The 18,431-nt window shown below is 50.6% G+C and carries 12 protein-coding genes; 10 read left to right on the plus strand and 2 right to left on the minus strand.

What is annotated here, in order from left to right; translation table 11 throughout:
* Window positions 1–425 precede the first annotated feature (425 nt).
* From AC0QHF_RS08820 to AC0QHF_RS08865, 10 genes are all read left to right on the plus strand, one after another.
* Window positions 426–551 (plus strand): DUF433 domain-containing protein, encoded by a 126-nt coding sequence (locus tag AC0QHF_RS08820; RefSeq protein WP_324703834.1) that lies wholly within the window; start codon window positions 426–428, stop codon window positions 549–551.
* A 3-nt stretch (window positions 552–554) separates the two neighbouring features.
* The gene (locus AC0QHF_RS08825; protein ID WP_473113626.1) at window positions 555–656 is read left to right on the plus strand and encodes a DUF433 domain-containing protein; all 102 of its coding nucleotides are present in this window, start codon (window positions 555–557) and stop codon (window positions 654–656) included.
* Window positions 657–721: 65 nt separating this feature from the next.
* On the plus strand, window positions 722–946 hold the full coding sequence (locus AC0QHF_RS08830) for an addiction module protein (protein WP_324703835.1): 225 nt from the start codon (window positions 722–724) through the stop codon (window positions 944–946).
* Window positions 946–1,242, plus strand: a complete 297-nt coding sequence (locus AC0QHF_RS08835; protein ID WP_324703836.1) for a type II toxin-antitoxin system RelE/ParE family toxin — start codon at window positions 946–948, stop codon at window positions 1,240–1,242. The genes AC0QHF_RS08830 and AC0QHF_RS08835 overlap by 1 nt, the downstream gene beginning before the upstream one ends.
* Window positions 1,243–1,410: 168 nt before the next feature.
* Window positions 1,411–3,129 carry a peptide ABC transporter substrate-binding protein gene (locus AC0QHF_RS08840; RefSeq protein ID WP_324703837.1) on the plus strand — a complete coding sequence of 573 codons (1,719 nt, stop codon included), beginning with the start codon at window positions 1,411–1,413 and terminating at the stop codon, window positions 3,127–3,129.
* A 56-nt stretch (window positions 3,130–3,185) separates the two neighbouring features.
* Entirely contained in the window at window positions 3,186–5,276 is a 2,091-nt protein-coding gene (locus AC0QHF_RS08845) for a mechanosensitive ion channel family protein (RefSeq protein ID WP_324703838.1), read from the plus strand.
* 221 nt (window positions 5,277–5,497) lie between these two features.
* The gene (locus AC0QHF_RS08850; RefSeq protein ID WP_324703839.1) at window positions 5,498–6,139 is read left to right on the plus strand and encodes a hypothetical protein; all 642 of its coding nucleotides are present in this window, start codon (window positions 5,498–5,500) and stop codon (window positions 6,137–6,139) included.
* Window positions 6,140–6,151: 12 nt separating this feature from the next.
* On the plus strand, window positions 6,152–7,102 hold the full coding sequence (locus AC0QHF_RS08855; RefSeq protein ID WP_324703840.1) for a DUF1822 family protein: 951 nt from the start codon (window positions 6,152–6,154) through the stop codon (window positions 7,100–7,102).
* Window positions 7,103–7,115: 13 nt separating this feature from the next.
* Complete coding sequence (locus AC0QHF_RS08860) at window positions 7,116–9,470, plus strand: CHASE2 domain-containing protein (RefSeq protein WP_324703841.1); 2,355 nt, start codon at window positions 7,116–7,118, stop codon at window positions 9,468–9,470.
* A gap of 10 nt (window positions 9,471–9,480) precedes the next feature.
* Window positions 9,481–10,233, plus strand: coding sequence for a DUF928 domain-containing protein (locus tag AC0QHF_RS08865; RefSeq protein WP_324703842.1), 753 nt, complete (start codon window positions 9,481–9,483; stop codon window positions 10,231–10,233).
* Here AC0QHF_RS08865 and AC0QHF_RS08870 read toward each other — a convergent pair whose 3' ends face one another.
* Window positions 10,234–12,759 (minus strand): CHAT domain-containing protein, encoded by a 2,526-nt coding sequence (locus tag AC0QHF_RS08870; RefSeq protein WP_324703843.1) that lies wholly within the window; start codon window positions 12,757–12,759, stop codon window positions 10,234–10,236.
* 81 nt (window positions 12,760–12,840) lie between these two features.
* The gene (locus AC0QHF_RS08875) at window positions 12,841–18,429 is read right to left on the minus strand and encodes a two-partner secretion domain-containing protein (protein ID WP_324703844.1); all 5,589 of its coding nucleotides are present in this window, start codon (window positions 18,427–18,429) and stop codon (window positions 12,841–12,843) included.
* Window positions 18,430–18,431: the final 2 nt, after the last annotated feature.

The following is an 18,431-nucleotide window of genomic DNA, read 5'->3' on the forward strand; positions in this document are numbered from 1 at the left end:
CCATTATCCCCCTTCGATCCCCCCCCGCCCCCATCCCCCCCTACCCCCCTTTGTAAGGGGGGAGATAAGGGGGAGCAATTGGCGATCGCAGTTACATTTTATATCAAATCCGGTTGAATGCTCGGAACAAAATGAGTTGGATATGCAAGACTGCTTGGGAATCAATTCCCAAGCTAATAGCAAAAATCCTCTCAAGAGGATTGGGAAGATTGTACGGTTATAAAACCGGATCTGATATTAGCAAAGATTTTTACCAAAATCTCCGGCTGGCAAAGAAACCCGGTTTCTTACCCCCCACCAGCCACCCTCAAAAACCCAACCCATCCGGCAAAATCAAAAGCGATCGCGTTCGGATTTTGAAAAGTTGGAAAATCTGTTATCATATCGATTGGCGACATTAAAAGTAAAATTTAAAAACAAGAATCATGAAGCAACTCACACGCATTACAGTCGATCCGGAAGTGATGGGTGGCAAACCTTGTATTCGGGGTTTGAGGGTGACGGTCGGCATGATTTTAGGGTTGATGGCTGCCGGTCGTTCGACGGAATAAATTTTGCAAGCTTATCCTTATTTGGAACCGGAAGATTTACGGGAATCCTTGGCTTATGCGGCTTGGCGGGTTGAGGAAATCGAAGTGGCTTTGAGTGCATCATGAAGATTTTGATTGAAAAGATTGAGGAATCTGTCATAATATAGAGAGGCGATCGCGTGAAATGAACGATGTCTCTTGAACAAATTCGACAAGAAGTTTTGGCTCTCCCCCCGGATTGGCGGCTGCAATTGGTAAACGATTTGCTCGCCAGTCTCGAACAAGAAATTGATGAAACGACTCAATCCTTATGGCTGGTGGAAGCGAAACGGCGGCGGGATGAAATTCTTAATGGTACGGTTCAAGTCATTGAAGGGGAGACAGCCCTGGCACAGGTGAAAGCCATACTGGATTGATGCGATACGTTTTTCATCCTGATGCCCTCGCGGAGTATGCGGAAGCCGTCCGCTATTACGCCGAAAGAAATGTAACTCTTGCCCAGTCGTTCATTGATGCTATTGAGGATGCCGTCTGTCGTCTCCGGGAAACTCCTCAGCGGTATCTAATGCTTGAGGCGGGAGTGAGACGCTGTTTGGTGCAACGTTTCCCCTATGCGATACTCTACACGGTTGAGTCAGAGTATATTTTGATTTTGGCGGTCATGCATGGCAGACGGAAACCGGATTATTGGCAGTTACGGCGAAGGGAATAGCGATTTAGAAACCGGGTTTCTACGAGTCTCTCTCAATTCTCACCTAACTCTCCCAAAGAAACCCGGTTTCTTGACTAATGACGCGATCGCCTCCAAAACCAACATTTCCCAAAATGCGCCGATCTCTGCTAAAACACTAAAGGCGGACACTTTGAGCAATTCCCAATCATGATCCGGCGTCTATTCCTCCCTCTCGTCATCCTCTCCTGCATCCTCTCCCTCACCTTCGCCGCCTGCACCTCCCAGGACGCCCCCACCGTGGCGGACGGCAAAACCCTCAAACTCCTCTACTGGCAGGCGCCCACCATCCTCAACCCCCACCTCGCCAGCGGGTTCAAGGACTTCGACGCCGCCCGGTTGGTGTACGAACCCCTGGCGAGTTACGATAATAGCGATCGCCTGGTGCCCTTCCTGGCGGCGGAAATTCCCAGCAAAGAAAATGGCGGCGTGGCGGCGGACGGGCGTTCCGTGACGTGGAAATTGAAGCCGGATGTCACCTGGTCCGACGGCGAACCTTTCACCGCCGAGGATGTCGTTTTTACCTACAATTTTATCAGCAACCCCGACGTCGCCTCTTCCAATTTGGAGGCGTTTTCGGGCATCGAAACGGTGGAAGCGATCGACGATCATACGGTTAAAATTACCTTCAAAGATGTGACTCCGGGCTGGGCGGTTCCCTTTACCGGACAGACGGGGGCGATCCTTCCCGAACATATTTTTTCACCCTACAACGGTGCCAACATTCGGGAAGCCGAAGCCAACAATCAACCCGTCGGAACGGGGCCATTTTTGGTGGAAGAATTCAAGCCGGGAGATATCGTCGTTTACACGGCGAATCCCAACTATTGGGATGCGGGAAAACCCTATTTTGAACGGGTGGAATTGAAGGGGGGCGGCGATGCGACTTCGGCGGCGCGGGCGGTGTTGCAGACGGGGGATGCGGACTACGCTTTTAATTTGCAGGTGGAGGCGAATATTCTCAAACAGTTGGAAGCGGCGGGACGGGGGAAAGTTTTGGCGAATTTCGGGTCTTATGTCGAGCGGATCATGTTCAATTTTACCGATCCGAACCAAGCGACGGCGGACGGGGAGCGATCGAGTGTGGAGTTTCCCCACCCGTTTTTTACCGATAAAAAGGTTCGGCAGGCGTTCGATCTGGCGGTCGATCGCGACACGATTTCCAACCAACTTTACGGCCCCACCGGACGGCCTACCGCCCAACTGATCGTCGTCCCTCAGCAGTACAGTTCCGATCAAATTGACTATGAATTTAATTTGGAAAAAGCGGCGGCGTTGTTGGATGAGGCGGGATGGAAAGATAGCAATGGGGACGGCATTCGGGATAAAGATGGGGTGGAGATGCAGGTGGTTTTTCAAACGTCGGTGAACCCGGTGCGGCAGAAAACCCAGGAGATCGTGAAGCAGTCTTTGGAGGCGATCGGCGTGGGGGTGGAATTGAAGAGTATCGACCCGAGTATTTTCTTTTCGGGCGATCCGGGGAATACGGATACTCTCAATCATTTTTATGCGGATTTGCAGGAATTTACCACCGGAAATGACAGCCCCGATCCGGGGCCGCACATGAAATGGTGGACGTGCGAGGAAATTGCCCAAAAGGAAAATAGCTGGCAAAAACCGAATTATGCCCGCTATTGTAATCCGGAATATGACGAATTGTGGAAGCGGGCGATGACGGAACTCGACCCGGAAAAGCGGGCGGCATTATTTCGGCAGATGGATGAATTGTTGCGGGAGGATTTTGCGGTGATTCCCATCGTCGATCGCGCCACGACGACGGGGGTTAGCAATACTTTGACGGGGATCGATCCGACTCCCTGGGATGCGAACACTTGGGATATTAGCAATTGGAGGCGGACAGAAAGTTAGGTCGAAACTTTGAGTCCCAATTTAGACGATTAATTTGCCGTTACCAGTTCTCAACAATGCTGCAATCGAAACCCGTTAAAAAATTTGTCGCGATCGCCCTTTTGAGTTTGGGGCTGACGTTTCTGATCCCCGGCATTTCTGAAGCGCAACTTTCGCTGTTCGGCGGTTCGGACGGAACAAACACCCGCGGCAATCGTGGCATGAGCAGTTCTTTTTGGAATGTCAACCGCTCTTATTTGTGCGGTGAATTGAAGTGCGCGGACGTTTGGTTGCACGGTCAAAAAGTGCTGACGGTGGCGACTTATCCGGAGGTGGATGCCAATGTCGGTGCCACCGTCGAATTGACGGCCGAACAGCGGGCAAGACGGGTTCAGGGAATTCTCGAACGGATCATCTTGGCTTGGATTAAATACACCGAGGAAACATCACAGTCTTCCGAAAAATTGACAGAGGAAAATAATTCTGCGGAAGCATCGAACCCGCTCGATGGCGTTAGTAAAGTGACCGAAAATTTGAAAAGTGAAATTAATAAACGAGTTCTTTTTTCCCACGGCTTGCCACCCATTTCGCCGGACAACTTAGAGCTCCAAATTGGGAAGCTGAACGATCAGGAGGTGATCGCATTTCCAGCCCAACACGGATTGCAACAGCAGGTAATTGTCACCGTGACGGAATTGGATGCGATCGCCAATAATATGCTATCTTCCGAAGAGTTGGCATCGATTTGGAAGGAGAAAATTAGAAGGGCTCTGATCGACTCGCTCGGGGAATTTATCGAACGGGCGGAAAATACGCGCTCCTGGTACGAAGACAAGTTGCTAAAATCTCTGAAAATTGCGATCTTGATCGTCGCCTTTACCGTACTAATTTGGCTGCTGCAAAGGCGCCTCAGAAAACTCGATCGCTCTTTGAAAAAGGAACTCCAAACCCTCGAAAAGTCGATGGCAGTCAATCCCGAGTCCGTGGGTTCGGGAAGGCACAACAAAGCTGAGTCCGAAGGCGCGAAGGGGGGCGGCGAGGATTCCCAATCCCACCCCTCCAAAAATGGCAGACATCCCGAGGATAACAGCGTCAAAAATCCGGCTTTACAAGCTCTGGCTATCAGCCTAATTTCGGAATCTTTTTTGTCGCAGATCCCCACCATTTCACTGAAACAACAGAGCCTCCTAAAACAGCAGCGAAACTTGATCCGTTTGCTCCGCAGAATTTTAATGTGGGGGGAAATTTTTATCGTTTTTTTTGGGGTCTCGCATATTTTATATCTTTATCCGGAAACCCGCAATTACAGCGAAATTATTGAAACTCAATATGTGTTTATTTTGCTGGTTTGGTTGTTTGTCAGCCTCGCCGATCGCGTCAGCGACTTTTTGACGGATTATTATCTGAATCGGTGGGCGAAAGCACAGCAACTTTACGATCCCACTTCTCAGCGTTACGCCCTGCGAGCCAACACTTCTTCCCGAGCTATAAAAGGGATGACGACGATATTATTTTGGGCGTTGGGAATTTTGTGGACGATTCAGGTGCTCGGCATTTCAACGGCTTTTCTAGCGAGTGCGGGGGTGGTGGGTTTGGCGATCACTTATTTTTCTCAAAATACGATCAAAGACGTATTGAACGGCATCTTAATTTTGTTCAACGATCGCTATGCGGTGGGGGACGTGATCGCGATGAACGAGTATGCGGGGGCGGTGGAAAGCATGAATCTCTACATCACCGAATTGCGGAATTTAGACGGGGAATTGATCACCATTCCCAACGGTTTGGTGGGGGTCGTCCGGAACATGACCAAAAATTGGTCGCGGGTGAATTTTACCATATCCGTCGGCTATGCCGCCGACATCGAAAAGGCGATCGAAGTGATGCAAGAGGTGGCGAAGGAAATGCAAGAGGAGTCCGAGTGGGAAGATTTGTTTCTGGAACCTTTGAGCATTTTGGGGGTGGAGGAAGTCGCCCACACGGGTGTTGTCATTCGGGGGTTGATCAAGACCAAGCCGAGCCAGCAGTGGGCGGTGGGGCGCGAATTTCGCTACCGAGTCAAGCAAGCCTTTGAACGGGACGGGATCGCGATCGGAATTCCCCAACAAAATCTGTGGTTGCACCAGGAAAAAAATATCGATAATTTCATTAAATCGGAGGATAATTGATGGGATATTACCGTATAAATTTTGAGCTAAAATCTGATTTTTTTCACCTTATTAAAAATGGGCGTAGGAATTCGAGTGACACTTGTTTAAAAAAAATTTAGGATTGTTGCGGATGCCGGGAGTCGGATGTCCCGACTGAAAAAAATTCAAATTTACCGTAAAATTTGGCTAACAAATCTGAGAGAAACAATAGAACGGTAGTGCGAGGGCTGTAGGAGAACGTGAACTCACCAGAGACGCATCTGCAAGATGAACGCCTGCGGGAACTGGCGATCGCGGCCCGAGGGCACCCCGACCGCTCTCGGGAACGGCGGAAAGCCCTGACTCGCCTGGTTCAGGAGATTTTGAACTCCGGCCGCTTGTGTCGTCCTCGTCAGGGTCAATTTGTCGATCGCTATGAGGAGATTTACCAAATAGCGGTTCAGAACCTGATGCTCTACGTCTGCGGACAGATCGACCGCTACAAACCGGAGAGCGGTCCGGTGATGCGGTGGGTCAACTTTTTGTTAGAAAAACGGTTTTTTGTGGATGCGATCGCGGAGGTGATGGGCAAGAAAACTGCAATAAAAACGGTCGAAATTAATGAGGAAGTTACCGTTGAAAATTCCCGAGAATCGAATCCGTCTTTGTCCGAGCTGGTCCGACAGTATATCGAGGAAGATCCCGAAGGGAGGTTCGAGCAAAAACACATTCGGGGGCATCCGGAGGCGAATTTTAAGGTGCTGGTCAAACGCCGCATGGCGGGAGACAGTTGGGAACAGATTTCGACGGATTTGGGAGTCAAGATTTCGACGCTTTCAGATTTTTATCAACGTTGCCTGAAACAATTTTCGGAGCAAATCAAAGGGGACGTGCAAATCTAGATTAGAGTAACAATGCTGACAATGGAAAACTTGACATCTCTGAAATTTACCATTCCGCTCACCGCCCGCGATCGCGACATTGCCCGACAATTCGGGAGCCGTCACGTCGCGGAAGCTAAAGCGGAAAAAGTTTATCATAATACGTTGGCGATTCTGGCGGTCAACTATTATTGCAAGTGCATGGGAATTGACACCGATTTGCAAGCCAGTGAAAGCTGGAATCCGGTGATGCAAACCCTTGCAGACGTGGCGGATTTGTGCCTCGCTCAGATCGGAAAGGTCGAATGTCGCCCGGTTTTTTCGGATGCTTCGGCGGTGGAAATTCCGCCGGAAGTGTGGGGCGATCGCGTCGGTTATCTGGCCGTAAAATTGAGCGAATCGGGCGATCGCGCGGAGTTGCTGGGGTTCGTCGAAAGCGTCGATTCCGATGCCATTTTGCTGCAAAATTTGCAGCCGCTCGACGATTTTTTGGAACGCATCGGCGAACTCGAACGGGCTCCCGTCGCCGAAATGGTATCCCAGTTGAGCAATTGGATCGGAGGAGTTTGTGAGGCGGGTTGGGAAGCGATCGACACCCTGGAACGGCATCTCAATCCTCCCCGAGACGAATTGAGGTTCAGCTTTAGAAATCGGCGATCGCCGGTCGAAATTCCCGCGATCGAGCGGGGCAAGTGGATCGAGTTGAAACCGACGGGAGAAAAAGTCTGCTTGTGCGTCGGCATCGGCCAGGAAACCGCTTCGGAAGTGCAAGTTTACGTGGAATTATTTCCCCAAGATCCGGAGTTGAAATTACCCCAAGAATTACAATTGGCGATCGTCGATGAAGGGGGCAAATCTGTGATGCAAGCCGAAGCCTGCGGGAGCGAAAGTTTGAGATTCGAGTTTGGCGGGGAGTCGGGAGAGTTTTTTGGCGTACAAATCATCTGGAAAGAGACGATCCTGACCGAAAAATTTTCGATCTGAGGGGATTGGCAATATGGCTAAAATTGTCGCCATCCGATTCGATGGAAGCTGGGCAGAAAGCGGCTTCAATGTCAACTTGGAAGTCCGGACACCGAACGGAAAAACGCTGGTCGAAAAACGGGGGCATTTGCCGGCAAATCCGGAATTATTGGCACACCTAAATCAACATTGGCAACATCAATATCGAAATCTCAATTCTCCGGCCCGGATCAAGCCGAAACGGATCGTCAGAGGCTCGACTCGGGAACGCATTCAAGCCTGTCAGGTTTCCGCACGGGAGTTGGAAAAGCGACTCGGTTCTTGGTTAGATGACGAGGATTTTCGGCCCCTCGACAAGCGGTTGCGTGAGGAGTTGAACCGAGATGAAGAAATTCAAGTTTTGCTCCGCACGAATGACGCGAACTTGAAAAAATTGCCGCTGCACCTGTGGGACTTTTTTGCCAGCTATCCCAAAGCCGAATTAGCCCTCAGTCCAGTGGAAATCGAATCGCCGAAATACGACGACAATTATCCGAGGGCATCAAGGGTTAAAATTCTGGTCATCATCGGCCATCGGGACGGGATCGATACGGAAGCAGATTTAAACATTATTAAAAGTTTACCCCAAGCCGACCCGACGATTTTAATCGAACCCGAACACCGGCACATTAACGATCGCCTCTGGGAGCAATCCTGGGATATTATCTTTTTTGCCGGACACAGCGAAACCGAGGGAGAGACGGGCAGAATTTATATCAATCCCCACGACAGTTTGACCGTGGAAGAGTTGTGGTACGGGTTGCGAAAATCCGTGGAGCGGGGGTTAAAATTGGCGATTTTTAATTCCTGCGACGGGTTGGGTTTGGCCCGCCAATTGGACGACTTGAATATTCCCCAAATGATCGTGATGCGGGAAGTGGTTCCCGATCGCATCGCCCAAGAATTTCTCAAACATTTCCTGAAGGAATTTGCTGGGGGCGAGTCCCTTTATATCGCCGTCCGACGGGCGAGAGAGCGCCTTCACGACGATTTTGAGCGGGAGTTTCCCTGCGCGAGTTGGCTGCCCGTTTTATGTCAAAATCCGGGCTATATTCCTCCCACCTGGAACGATCTGATCCTCCAAAATCAACCCGTTGATTTTCTAAATTGGATTCGAGAAACGTCTAAAATCGAAAAAATAAAGCGACCGAAATGGCGACAATTTTTGATTATTTTATCGGTCGTCGCTGCGGCGACGGGTTTGGTTTGGGGGATGCGATCGCTGGGTTTTTTACAGCAATGGGAACTCCGAGCCTACGACCATTTCATGCAAATTCGACCCGAGGAAAATCCCGACCCGCGCCTCGCATTGGTGACGATTACCGCTGAAGATGTTCAATCTCAACCGGCGGCGGAACGGCAAGGAGCCTCCCTTTCCAATCGGAGTTTGGAGTTATTATTGCAAACCTTAGAACGGTATCAACCGAGGGCGATCGGACTGTTAGTTTACCGAGAAAATCCCATCCCGGCGGAATTTGAACAACTGAAAAATTTGTTCGCAACGAGCGATCGCCTCGTCGCCATCTGCGAATACGGACAGCCGGAACGGCCGGGAGTCCCGCCACCGCCGAATATTCCCCGCGATCGCTTGGGATTTAACAATGTCGTATCCGACCCGGATTATGTACTCCGTCGCCATCTACTCGCCGTCAATCCGGCTGGTTTAAATTGTCCCACCCGAGAGTCTTTTAGTTTGCAATTGGCGCGTTTTTATCTCGCAAATAAAAAGTTAAATTTTCAAATTAATTCCCGCGATTATCCCCAATTCGGCGACACCGTTTTTAAAACCCTCCGCCAACATACCGCTGGCTACCACGATATCGATTCCCGGGGTTATCAAGTGATGTTAAATTATCGCGCCACCGATCAAATTGCCTCCGCCGTCACCTTAGAAAATGTTTTGAAGCAACAAGTCGATCCCGACAAATTCCGCGATCGCATCGTGATCATCGGAACCGTCGATCCCAGCTTCAAAGACAACCGCTGGTTGGCTCCCATCGGGGCGGGGAAGTGGGGGAATAAACGCCTCACGGGTGTCGAAATTGAAGCCCACATGGTCAGTCAAATTATCAGTGCGGTTCTCGACGATCGCCCCCTGATTTGGTGGTGGCCGTCGCCCGTCGAATTCCTCTGGATCGGTTTGTGGTCTGCCGTCGGATCGGCACTCTTTTTATATTCGCGATCGCCCCTATTTTTGATCGTCGGAAATGGTGTCGCGCTGATCGTTTTATATGGGGTTTGCGCCGTCCTATTTGTGCAGGGGGGATGGATTCCCTTCGTCCCGGCTGCCCTGACACTATTGGTCACCGGCACGGGTTTAGCTATAATAATTGGGCGTTCTAATTCCTAATCTGATCTTCATGGCATTTACCAAGTCCATACTATCGTCGATCGCGATCGTCCTTCTGAGTTCAACTTTCCCGTCAATTGCCCAATCAGACTCTTCCGAGGAACCCATCCAATTTATACCGCAAGCCAACCGAGAACCCCCCGAATCCGACAGCGGGCCGGGAACGCGGGGGATCTGTGTCCCAACGGAAATTCCCCTGACTGCCGTGGTAGGTCGCCAGAATTTGCTCGATTTAACGCTCGGCGATCGCCCCACATTTTGGATTTACATTCCTTACAGTTCATCCGATGTCAATTCGGCAATATTTTCCCTTCAAGATGAAGCCGGAGAAGTTGAAATTTGGGGGACACAACTACAACTTAAAAACACCCCCGGAATTGTCGCCATTTCCCCTCCGGAAACGGTTCCCCCTTTGGAAGTAAGCCGCACCTACCGCTGGTATTTTGAAATGGATTGTGCTGGGGACTCTATCGACCCCGCCTCGCCGCCGACGGTTTCGCTGAAAGGGGTCGTCACGCGAGTTTCCGACCCCGCCATCGAAACGGAGTTGAAATCTGCTCAAACGGCCCCGGAACGGGCGAGGATTTACGCTCGAAATGGACTGTGGTATGACGCGGTAACAGCATTGGGAAGTCTACTTTTAGAAGACCCTCAAAACGCCCAAATTCGGGAGCTTTGGACGCAACTGTTGGGCGATGAAGAGGCCGGTTTGGAAGACATTTCGCGGGAGCCGATCGCGGGTCGTGCCGTCCCACAACCTTAACTACAGCCAATTTCCAACCAGAATAAATGGCGACCAATAATAGGGTTTGTAGTAATCGCTATTCGGTTTAATTTGTCGCCGGATAAAGCCAATTTGCACTTCCCGGAGAGCCTCGGCTTTTCTCAGTTGCGAACTGCCGGACTGCAACAACTGCCGATAAAATTGTTTCATAAATTCAGCCGTCGAGGCATCATTGACACTCCACAAACTCGCCAACACGCTGCGGGCACCGGCTCGAATCGAAACCCCCGCCAAACCCAAGGCGGCCCGCGTGTCCCCGGTGGCAGTTTGGCAGGCACTTAAAATGAGCAATTCGATCGGCCGGTCCGATTCCTGCACCTCCTGAGTTTGCAGCAGTCGATCTAAATCTCGCACATTAATGCGCTCGTTCCAATCCAAAATAAAAGTGTCGTCGGGGTTGGAACTAAACTGTCCGTGGGTGGCAATATGGACGATGGTAAACGGTTCGGAATTGATCTGAATTTGAACGTTCATTTTTGTGAATTGGTCGTCGGCTAACTTTTCGGATTCCGGTACGGTTTCCCGGATGGCTTTCAGTTCCGGTTCGACATATTGCAAAGCGGCGAACCCTTCCACGGCAAAACTCGGGGCTTCTTGAGCGATTCCCGCCGTCAACGCCTGCACCTGCTCTTTTAACAAAGGATTCGGATCGATCAACTGCAAACCGGGTACCACCGCGATCGCGTACCGTTCCACCAAATAGCGATCGCGATCGCCGTCATATAATACGGACATGGGAATATTTCGGAGCAACCCATCCAACACGAAAACCAACGTTTTGATCTGACTTTCATCCCGCTCTAAATCTGCTTCTAAATCGGCTTCAAACGGCTCGATCAACCACCGATAAATTTGACCGGATAACGACTTGGTTTCGCCGACCGGCAGTCGCGCGGTCATCATCGTTCTTTTGAGTTGGGAGAGACGTTCATTAAATTGGGTTTCAAAGTCGCGATCGCTCACCGAACTGTAACGAAAATTATCGGCCCCCGGCAACTTAACAATCACCCCCAATTGATCGGGTGCTATCACAGGATAAATCACCGCAGAATGTTCGTCAATTTCGTCGATATTGATATTCTCCGCACTCACGCAGGCGTCCTGAAAAAAGTTGTCCAATTCCGCCAGTTGCAAAGATTCGATCACCTCGCGGGCGGCTTTCAGATGGGACAGGCTGGGTTGAGTCGAACCCGGTTCCGGTTGCAGCAGCAACGCCACCAATTTTCGATACAGGGGTTCGATGCGATCGCGGAAATCGAACTGAAGATCTCGATTTAACGCCACCAAATTTCGCCGCAAAACTTGCAGGGTATTGAAGGCGGATGTGTACGCCTCCAGTGCCGCTTTCGAGTTACCTTTTTGGTTGTAAATATCCCCCACCTGTTCCTGAAGCTGATAGGCGATATCCGAAGCCGAAACCTTTTGCGCGATCGCCAAAGCTGCATCGCTCAAATTCAGCGCCGTTTCCAGTTCTCCACGGGTTTGATAGAGTGTCGCCCGGACTCCCATACCGTAGGCTTCCAGGCGATAATTGTTGATTGTTTCTGCCCGTTTAATCGCGGGTTCGAGCAATTCTCCTTCGACGAAACCGGATCGGATCAATTCTGCCAAATTGGCGGTCAGTTTTTCGACGATTGGATTGGTTTCTTGACGTTCGAGATCGGTCAATAATTCCGCCAATTTAATTGCTGCTTTAATGGATTGCGGTTCGGGTTCGATTCGGTTGATACTCCCGATAATTTCCGGCAATTTTTCCCCCTGAAACTGGACGTGAGGTTCCAGTAAGTTGTCGCGATCGCCCTCTCTCAACCATTGATTAAATTGGATCAAAAAACTGAGATGATTGATGGTTGACTGAATCTGTATCAAGCGATCGGGAGAAATAGTCGCCGCCTGTTGATAGTCAGATAATCCTTTTAAAATCAGATTTTGAAGTGCTTCTCTCTCAGATTTTTTTTTCGGCTTAAAATTGGCTGCACGTCCGGATTGAGAGCGGGTTGTATTGCCCAAATTGAGCAATGCTTGCCCTTCGGTATTGGCATCTTCTGCCAATTCCAAACTCGCTTCCAATACCCGTTGAGATAGATCCAACTTCCCGATCGCCCGCAGTCCGTTTCCCAGACTTTGCAAGCCCTGGAAATTCAAGTTATTGTTGGCAGTATCGAAAGTTTCCAGAACCTCATTTAGCAAAGTATCCGTCAGGCGATCGCACTGCAAATTATTCCCAAACGCTTCCAAAACGGTATCGCAGGAACGCCGATAAAATCCCAAATCGGTCAACGCCTGCGCCTGATTCACTTGACTGCCGATCGCCCCAATTATATCATTATTTTTGCGATAAATCTCCTCCGCTTTTTGCCACACTTCCAAAGCAGCCTCGGCTTTCCCCTGCCGCAACAATTGATTGCCCTGCTGGACTAAATTCGCCGGGGAGGATGTCGCCAAAACCGGAGACATAAAATGCAGTCCGAGACTGAGACAAAAGGCCAAGAGTGCGATCGCCATCCATTTGATTATTCTTCCCTTACCAAGGGGGGACTGAGGGGGGTAAAGATATCTCCTGATAAATTTCATGTCCATACCTCCTTAAAACGGTGCAGAAAACACCGAAAAATAAAACCCGCCTTCCTGCCAAGTGCGATCGCGGGAATTCACATCAACCAGCGGAATCCCATAATCCAACCGCAGATTAATTGTATCCCACAAACTCGCCTGCAAACCCAACCCCACCGACGCCAAACCATTCGGACCCGGAACCTCTTCCCCGTCACTATTCCACCCGATACCGGCATCCACAAAGGGCACAATTTGAAATAGCGTATCCTCCCCGGAAATCCACGGAATCGGCAACCGCACCTCCACCGTCCCGAAGGCACCGCTATCGCTTAAACGAGTATCCTGGCGATAACCCCTGACGCTGCGATATCCCCCCAAACTGAACCGTTCCATCGGCACCAAATTCGACGCCGACAACTGCACGTCCGCACCCACCACAAACAAGGTATCCTCAGCCAACCGCCGCACCCACTGTCCCTGTCCCCGCCAGTAGAAAAACCGTCCGTCCGGTTCGTTATCATTCACCGTCGCCCCGAAAATTCCCAACCCCAAATTAAACTCGGAATAAGCCGCGAAAACCTGATCGTCACCCCGGCGCTGATATTCCTGGAAAAAACGCAAAATTGACAGGTTCGTTTCTCCGTCATCATTCGCCCCTTCAGAGAGGGGATAATTCGTCCCCAAAATCGAGGTCTGACTGTCCCTTATCGTCGCCGCCAAACCCAAACTGAACTCTTGGCGGGGCGTCCGTACAATCGGTTGTCGGAAAGCGATTTCGTAGGTGTTGGAATCCGATTCGATATCGAGTCTTTCAAACGGCCACTCCACCACCCGGTTATCTTGGCGGCGGTAGGACAATTCGATGCGGCCGTCGCGAGAATTGACCGGAATCGAATAAAATGCGTCTACGGTGTTGCTGCCGTCGGTGTTGGCGTAGGCGAGATGGAAGCGATCGCCCATTCCCGTCAAATTGCCGTAGCCGAGCCCCACCCCCCGCCGAAAACTGCCCACGCTGGGGACTCTTCCGTTGTTCGCGATCGCCTCGATTTCCCAGTCATCATCCGTCACCACTTCCACATCCAAAATACTCGTATCCGGCCGCACCCCCGCCGACAGTTCGGCGGAGATCTTTTCCACCAGCGGATCGAGTTGCAATAGCTGCAACGCTTCCAACAGTTTCTCTTGATTCAACGGGGCAGATGTCGCCCGTTCCAGACGACTTCTGATATAATTTTCATTTAATCTCCCTTCAATCTTGACGTTGATTTCATCAACTTTTCCCTCGACAACTATCAAAGTTACAGTCCCATCATTTGGGATAGTTTGGGGTGGAATAAAAGCGCCGGATGTGATATAATTATGGTCGGTGTAAAGTTGGGTGATGGCGGTGCGAGCCGCGATCAATTCGGCGAAAGTGATGGGTTTCCCTAAATAGGGTTTCAGTTGTTGTTTTAATTCCTCATCGCTGAAAGCCGTGTTGCCCTCAAAGTCAAAGTCTTCAATCGTAACTTGGAGCGGTTCCGGTGCGGTAGCTTGGGCGACAAAAGCGGTACTTGCAATTAAATAAGATGGCGAATTTTGCGAGTTCAACTGTTCGCAATTGGGCGGAATCAGCCAGGGGCGGGCGGGGGTAGCGCGATCGGGATTGACAATTAATTGAATGCCCTCCGGAGTTTTCACCCAACCCTGAGCTTCGACAAATTCCGATTCAGTTGGGGTGACGGTTTCTGGAGTCGTCGGAACTCGCGAATCTTCCCACAAACGACTGGGACTGAGAGGATCTCGGGGGGTGGGAGGCAAGCCGCCCTGTCCGGTGATGGTGAATTCGCTGCCCTGTCCTTCTTGACAAAGATTTTGGTCGATCAAAGAAGAGATATCTTGAATAGAATCGTCAAATTCCACCAGTCCGGCACTGGGGTCAACGTCGGGGGTATTCAAATTGACTTCGCCGCTGAAAGCCGGCCCGAGTTCCGAGGTAGCGGTGATGTCGCTTCTGTCGGTTTCTCTGTCTCTGAATTCGGTGCCAAAAATGCCCAAAGCATTAATCGTAATTCGACCGCCGAAGGCATCTTCAGCATTGGCGGAAATGTCGCTATTTTCTAATGCGACAAGGTTTTCTGTATCGATGGTGATGTTGCCCCCCGTGGCTTCTCCGGTGGCGTTGGTGGTGATGTCGCTTTGGTGGCGGAGGATGAGATCTTCGGCATTAATGACAATGTTGCCTTGACCTCCGGTGGTTTCGGCGTCGAGGCTGGCTCGGTTTTCTAAAGTGATAGATGGAACGTTAATTTCTAAATTTCCGGCGACTCCTTCCCCGGTACTGCTGACAGTAATTTGACCTTGATTTTCAACGGTTAATCGATCGCCCGACAATCTCAAATTTCCCCCGTCTCCGATGGAGTTTTGGAAAGTTTCGGCGGAGATGCGACTGCGGTTGACTCCGTTAGCCGCAATTCCCGTCACTTCCACCTGAGAAGCCGTGATCGCCACATCTCCCGCCCTGCCAATTCCTTCGGTTGCCGTCGAAATTTGCCCCCCATTTCTGACGCCCAGACGTTCCGCATTCAGAATGATATTGCCTCCAGACCCGGTTGCACTCCGGCGATCGACCGAAGCCCGCAGACCGCTGGGACTGCCGCTCGCGGACGTTCCCAGGACCTCCACATCGGGCGCATTCACCCGCAACGTCCCCGCCGCACCCCCGCCGCTGGTACTCGTTTCCGCGATCGCGCCATTTTCAACTCTCAAATAGGGGGTATTAATATTCAGATTTCCGGCGGGTTGATTTCCCAATGTACTCGTCGATAACCGACTCGGAATTAGACTCTCCCCGGATACTCCCGTCAACGTCACCGACTCGGAAACATTGACATTTAACGTTCCCCCCGGACCCTCTCCCGCAGTTGCCGCCGAAATACCCGCTCCATCTCGGACGGTCAATTGGCGAGTTTGAATGGTCAAATTTCCCGCATTTCCCACATCATTACTTTCGGTGGAAATTTCACTATCCAACCCATCAGTTCCGACCAACAGAATCGAATCTCGTGCATTGATATTGAGAGTCCCCCCCGCACCGGCTCCCGAAGTCGCAGTCGAAATTTCTCCCCCCTCCCAGATCCTCAAATTAGGTGTGTCGATTTCAATGTTACCCGCCCGTTTTTCTCCTCTAGTTTCGGTTGTCATTTGGCTGTCATCTCCAACCACTTCCAGCGATTCCAAGGCTCGAATTTGTAGGTTCCCGCCTTCCCCTTCCCCTACAGTTGAAGCATTAATTTCGCCTCCCTCTTGCACGAATAATTGACCCGTTGTAATATTGATACTTCCTGCATTTCCCGTTCCGATCGTTTCCGTATCGATCACACTTGAAAACTCGCCAAAAAATCGCCGACCCCTCACATCTACGAAATCAGAAGCATTAATGTCTATGGTTCCACCGGAACCGCGATCGATTGTCAAAGCAGAAATACTTCCACCATCCTGAACGGTCAACTGTCCTGTAGTAATCCTGATATTTCCCGCCGAGCCTTCCCCACCAGTGCGAACATTAATTTGGCTGGCATTTAACCCATCTGGGGTATTTCCCAGAAGTGCGATCGACTCGGAAGCGTTAATAACTATGGTTCCCCCAAAACCCAAACCTTCAAATGTTTCTGCTGATATTCTGGCTCCATCTCGGACGACAAGCCTTTTGGTATTAATCGTCAAATTACCCGCATTTCCGTCACCGCTGGTATCAATGGAAACAAAGCTTCCGGAAAATATACCGGGAATACTTTCACCCTCAAAACCGCCAACTTCCACCGATTCCGAAGCATTAATTGTCAAACTTCCGGCGGGCTGATTTCCCACCACATTGGCAAGCAAATTAGACCCGCCCAGCACGTTCAAGCGACCGGTTTGAATGAAAATATTTCCGCCCCGTCCATTGTTGCTGGAAAATGCTGACACACTGCTATCATTATCCAAGGTGACAAACTCCGTCGTTCGGATCGTCACATCACCGGCTCCCCCTTCTTCAGATCCCGAGAAACTTCCCAGAGTAGAATTGTTATCCAGAAAGAGCGATCGCGCCGTAATATTGAGTTCTCCACCTTCACCGAATGAACTCGTCGATACGGCGTTAAAAATATCGCTATTGTCAAACTCAATCGCTCCCCCCGCTCTCAAGGTGACATCACCCGCATTTCCCTGGCCGACAGATCCGGCACCGAGATAACTTTCTCCAGATAAACGGATGTCGTTTGTGGCGTTAATCTCAATATTTCCGGCATTGCCAAGTCCAAAGCGATTTGCCGTATCAATACTACTTTCATTTAAAAGAGTGACGGCATCAGCATTAACTGTAACATTTCCGGCATTTCTGCCTCCTTCGAGGGTTCCCGTCCACAGATAGCCATTTTCACCCGATGATAAATAAGTCCCGGTTGTAACGGCAATATTTCCAGCATTGCCAGAAGCTCCTTCGAGAGCTAGAGTTTCAATGAAACTGTCGATCAATTCGACGGAATTGGTGGCGGTCAAATCGATATTTCCAGCATTGCCGTTTCCTCCAGTTAATGACTGCACCTCACCCCCCGATGTGGCGCTAAAACTATTCGTTTGGATGACAATATCACCGGCATTTCCCGTACTTTCCGGCGTGGCTTGATTGTAGAAACCGCTTTCCCCAGAAATTTGAATGCTGTTAGTCGCGATCGCAATATTTCCGCCATCCCCCGCGCCTTCCGTTCCCGCCAATAAAAACCCGCCGTCCGTCGCCGTCAAAGTGCCGGCGGTTACGGCAATATCTCCCCCTCCAGTGCCGCGCACGCTAACCCAGGCATCATTGGCGAGGGTGATATCGCTTAAAAGGGCATTTTCAGGAAAACTCAATTCCAGTTTATTTCCACTGCCACTCAAGCCGATAATTCCGGCTTCTGTGAGTCCTCCCAGTTCAATATATCCTCCGGGTGCATTCAATCCCCCGCCATCAATAATGATATCCCCGCCCACCAATAACAAACTGTTTCCCGCCGGGACTTCCAAGCCGAGAATTCTGCCCTCGGCATCCGCAACGGCGGCGCGGTTAATAATGCTGGCCGGATTTTCGGGCAATCGTAACCCGATGGGTACGTTCACCGTCAACAGTGGCGGTGCTTGGGGGTCGGAACTGGAAAACTCGAAGTTATTTTCAAATAAGAGACTGTCGGCGGTGGAACCGTAGAAGGAACCGTTGATATCCAGTTGGGCGTCGGGGCCGAAAATGATGCCATTGGGGTTGATTAAAAATAAATTTGCATCTCCCAAAACCCCCAAAGTTCCCAGAATGTTTGAAGCGTTGCCCCCGGTGACGCGGCTGAGGATGTTGGCGATGCCGTCGGGGTTGGAAAAGTAAACGCCGCGCCCGGATTGGACGTTGAATTCTTCAAAACTGTGGAACAGGTTGGAACCGCGAATCGCGCCGCCGTCGATGCGATCGCTCTCTATCCCATTGATCGTAACATTGGGCGTGACGACCGAGTTTTCATCGCCCAGAGTGCGATCGGGGATCACTTGAGCAAATGTGGGCGCACAACACCAAGTCGTCAAATAGGCGAGGGGTAAAATTGTGGCAACCGAACTGATTTTAAAATTTTGCATTT

The organism is Lyngbya sp. CCY1209 (genome assembly GCF_055795065.1).

What these genes read in the sequence shown, in the direction of transcription:
- AC0QHF_RS08820 (WP_324703834.1), top strand. Translation starts at nt 426, where the DNA reads ATGAAGCAACTCACACGCATTACAGTCGATCCGGAAGTGATGGGTGGC.
- AC0QHF_RS08830 (WP_324703835.1), top strand. Translation starts at nt 722, where the DNA reads ATGTCTCTTGAACAAATTCGACAAGAAGTTTTGGCTCTCCCCCCGGAT.
- AC0QHF_RS08835 (WP_324703836.1), top strand. Translation starts at nt 946, where the DNA reads ATGCGATACGTTTTTCATCCTGATGCCCTCGCGGAGTATGCGGAAGCC.
- AC0QHF_RS08840 (WP_324703837.1), top strand. Translation starts at nt 1,411, where the DNA reads ATGATCCGGCGTCTATTCCTCCCTCTCGTCATCCTCTCCTGCATCCTC.
- AC0QHF_RS08845 (WP_324703838.1), top strand. Translation starts at nt 3,186, where the DNA reads ATGCTGCAATCGAAACCCGTTAAAAAATTTGTCGCGATCGCCCTTTTG.
- AC0QHF_RS08855 (WP_324703840.1), top strand. Translation starts at nt 6,152, where the DNA reads ATGCTGACAATGGAAAACTTGACATCTCTGAAATTTACCATTCCGCTC.
- AC0QHF_RS08860 (WP_324703841.1), top strand. Translation starts at nt 7,116, where the DNA reads ATGGCTAAAATTGTCGCCATCCGATTCGATGGAAGCTGGGCAGAAAGC.
- AC0QHF_RS08865 (WP_324703842.1), top strand. Translation starts at nt 9,481, where the DNA reads ATGGCATTTACCAAGTCCATACTATCGTCGATCGCGATCGTCCTTCTG.
- AC0QHF_RS08870 (WP_324703843.1), bottom strand. Translation starts at nt 12,759, where the DNA reads ATGGCGATCGCACTCTTGGCCTTTTGTCTCAGTCTCGGACTGCATTTT.
- AC0QHF_RS08875 (WP_324703844.1), bottom strand. Translation starts at nt 18,429, where the DNA reads ATGCAAAATTTTAAAATCAGTTCGGTTGCCACAATTTTACCCCTCGCC.